The sequence below is a fragment of the uncultured Caballeronia sp. genome (genome assembly GCF_964243625.1).
In the GTDB taxonomy this organism is placed as follows: domain Bacteria; phylum Pseudomonadota; class Gammaproteobacteria; order Burkholderiales; family Burkholderiaceae; genus Caballeronia.
On the sequence record NZ_CAXTGZ010000718.1, the window covers coordinates 1 to 2,875 of the forward strand.

Genomic DNA, 2,875 nt, shown 5'->3' on the forward strand with positions numbered 1-2,875 from the left:
AAGCAATACGCAGCGGACAGCGAATAACCCCGCCACGTCAGTACGAAGAAAACAAGGAGACTTCAGCGTGACGAAAACCAGTGCAGCGTCCTTCCCCGACACCGAACCGCAGGTACGCGCAAGTCCGGTGCGGCTTCGCTCGATCATCGGCGGCCTGATGGGCAATGTGATCGAGTGGTACGACTTTCTCGCCTACAGCATCTTTTCGATCTACTTCGCCAAGGCTTTTTTTCCCGCCGATAACCCGACGGTCCAGCTCATGAACGCGGCGGCGATTGCGGCGGTCGGGTACATCGCGCGGCCTCTGGGTAGTTGGCTGATCGGGCTGTATGCCGACAAACGTGGCCGCAAGGCTGCGCTCATGTGGTCGGTCATGGGCATGTGCGTCGGCTCGCTGATGATCGCCTTGACTCCGGGATATGCCACGATCGGCGCGCTTGCACCGATCATCCTGATCCTTGCGCGTTTGCTGCAAGGCCTGTGCATGGGAGGCGAATACGGCACGAGCGCCACGTATCTCAGCGAGATCGCGCCTGAAAACCGGCGTGGCTTTTACCTCGGCTTCCTGCAAGTGAGCGTGGTGGCCGGCCAGTTGCTGGCGCTCGGTCTTCTGCTTGTCATGCAGCACTTGTTGCTTACATCCGAGCAGATCGACCGCTGGGGCTGGCGCATTCCGTTCGTGATCGGCGGCCTGCTTGCACTATTTGCGCTCTACATGCGTCGCAACGTGATGGAATCAGAAGCGTTCGCCGAGAGCGCAAAAAAAACGGGGCCGCCGATCAGCCGTGAGATGCTGGCGCACTGGCGACAACTCCTGCTCGCCGTGGGCATAACCGTAGGCGGCACTGTCGGCTTCTATACATACACGGTGTACATGCAGAAATACCTGGTCAATTCGGTCGGACTCAGCAAGGAAACGTCGACGTTCATCTCTTCCCTCGCGCTGCTGCTTTACATGCCGCTGCAGCCACTATTCGGTCTGGCTTCCGACGTATTCGGCCGCCGCCCGGTGCTGATCTGTTTCGGCGTGTGCTGTACGCTTTTCTCCGTGCCGCTGTTCACCGCTCTGAGTCACACGAAAGATCCGCTCGTCGCATTCCTGCTGTCGTTCGCCGGGCTCGCCATGTTGAGCGGCTTTACATCGGTTCACATGCTTGCCAAGACAGAACTGTTCCCGGCGCGCATCCGTGCGCTCGCGGTCGGCTTGCCTTACGCGCTGACGACAGCAATCCTCGGCGGCACGACCGAGTTTGTCGCCTTGCGTTTCAAGGCGAGCGGACACGAACAGTATTTCTACTGGTATGTGAGTGCGTGGGCGGCGGTGTCGCTTATCGTTTATATCCGAATGCCCGAGACGCGTTTTCAAACCGTCACGCGCACCGAAGCCAGAGCATGAGCGTGCCCGATGCAGCGGCGGCTCGCCGCTGCATTTGTTGATCGCTGATCAGAACCGGTGGATCATCGCGACGCGATAAACCATCTGGTTTCCAGCCGTCGATACCCCTGCAACTCGACCCGCCCTGCCGCCGCGTCCACTGAAACAACGCGTGCTACGTGTTAACGCTTAAACCCACAAAAATTGCTGTGCCGTGCTTGACTTCCTTCGACTGCCGCATAAACTTAACTTTATGGTTAAGTATCAGGAAGCGGCCTTGAACCGCACATTCACCGCCCTGGCCGACCCGACGCGTCGTGCTCTCCTCGCCCGCCTGTCCGCCGGCGCGGACCTGTCCGTCAGCGAACTCGCGCAGCCGTTTGCCATGTCGTTACCCGCCGTGATGAAACATCTCGATGTGTTGTCGGATGCCGGTCTCATCACGCGGACCAAGACGGGCCGCACCGTCGCATGCCGGCTTGCCGCCGGACCGATGGAGGAAGCCATGCAATGGCTTGCCCGTTACGAGCGCTTCTGGACCGACACACTCGATCGCCTTGCCGCCTTTGTGGAGGAAGACCCATGTCCGCCAAACCCAGTCTCACGCTCCAGCGCCGAATCAACGCAAGCCCCGCCAAAATCTTCGCCGCGTGGACGGAACCGTCGCAACTCGTGAAGTGGATGCATCCGAACAAGAACGACGTGATTCATGCGGAGATGGACGTGCGCGTCGGCGGCCGCTTCCGGATCGTCATGCGCACGCCGGCCGGCGAGGAGCATGACGTAAGCGGCGTGTTCAGGGAGGTCGTACAGGACGAGAAACTCGTCTACACCTGGGCATGGCGCAGCACGCCCGAACGGGAATCGCTCGTCACGTTCACGCTGCGGCGCGACGGCGAGCTCACTCTGCTCACGCTGACGCACGAGCAGTTCTTCGATGAAACCGCGCGCGATAACCATGAGTCCGGCTGGAACGAAATCCTCGATGGACTCGTGCGGGAATTCGCCTGATCACTGGAGGAGGACGCAAGATGGAACAGCATCGGATTGTTTCGCAAGAAGAGTGGCTTGCTGCGCAAAAGGCGCATCTGGCCGAGGAAAAGGCGTTGACGCACGCACGCGATGCGCTTGCCGAAAAGCGCCGCGCGCTGCCATGGGTAAAAGTCGAAAAGCGCTATTCGTTCGATACTCCAGACGGCCACAAGACGCTCGCCGATCTCTTCAACGGACGCAGCCAGTTGATCGTGTATCACTTCATGCTGGGGCCGGACTGGGAAGCGGGATGCATCGGCTGCTCGTTCGTATCGGATCACATCGACGGAGCGTTGATGCATGTCGAGCAACGCGACGTTGCTTATGTCGCGGTATCGCGTGCGCCGCTCGGCAAGATCGAAGCCTTCAAGAAACGCATGGGCTGGCACTTCAAATGGGTATCGTCGTTCGGCAGCGACTTCAATTTCGACCATCACGTATCGTTCGCGCCCGAGCAGCGTGCCACGG

The 2,875-nt window shown here is 59.9% G+C and carries 4 protein-coding genes; all 4 read left to right on the top strand.

The window, feature by feature from the left end; genetic code table 11:
- Positions 1 to 67: 67 nt before the first annotated feature.
- Positions 68 to 1,396 (top strand): MFS transporter, encoded by a 1,329-nt coding sequence (locus ACFFAR_RS29860; protein WP_375509080.1) that lies wholly within the window; start codon positions 68 to 70, stop codon positions 1,394 to 1,396.
- 256 nt (positions 1,397 to 1,652) lie between these two features.
- A complete protein-coding gene (locus tag ACFFAR_RS29865) occupies positions 1,653 to 2,051 on the top strand; it encodes a helix-turn-helix transcriptional regulator (RefSeq protein WP_305954585.1) in 399 nt (132 codons plus the stop codon).
- Positions 1,958 to 2,386 carry an SRPBCC domain-containing protein gene (locus ACFFAR_RS29870; protein ID WP_375509081.1) on the top strand — a complete coding sequence of 143 codons (429 nt, stop codon included), beginning with the start codon at positions 1,958 to 1,960 and terminating at the stop codon, positions 2,384 to 2,386. Before ACFFAR_RS29865 ends, ACFFAR_RS29870 begins: the two co-directional genes overlap by 94 nt.
- A gap of 20 nt (positions 2,387 to 2,406) precedes the next feature.
- Positions 2,407 to 2,875, top strand: a 469-nt coding sequence (locus tag ACFFAR_RS29875; RefSeq protein ID WP_375509082.1) for a DUF899 domain-containing protein, incomplete at its 3' end; no start/stop codon positions are given.

Coding starts and splice junctions, on each gene's coding strand:
- ACFFAR_RS29870 (WP_375509081.1), top strand. CDS start 1,958: ATGTCCGCCAAACCCAGTCTCACGCTCCAGCGCCGAATCAACGCAAGC.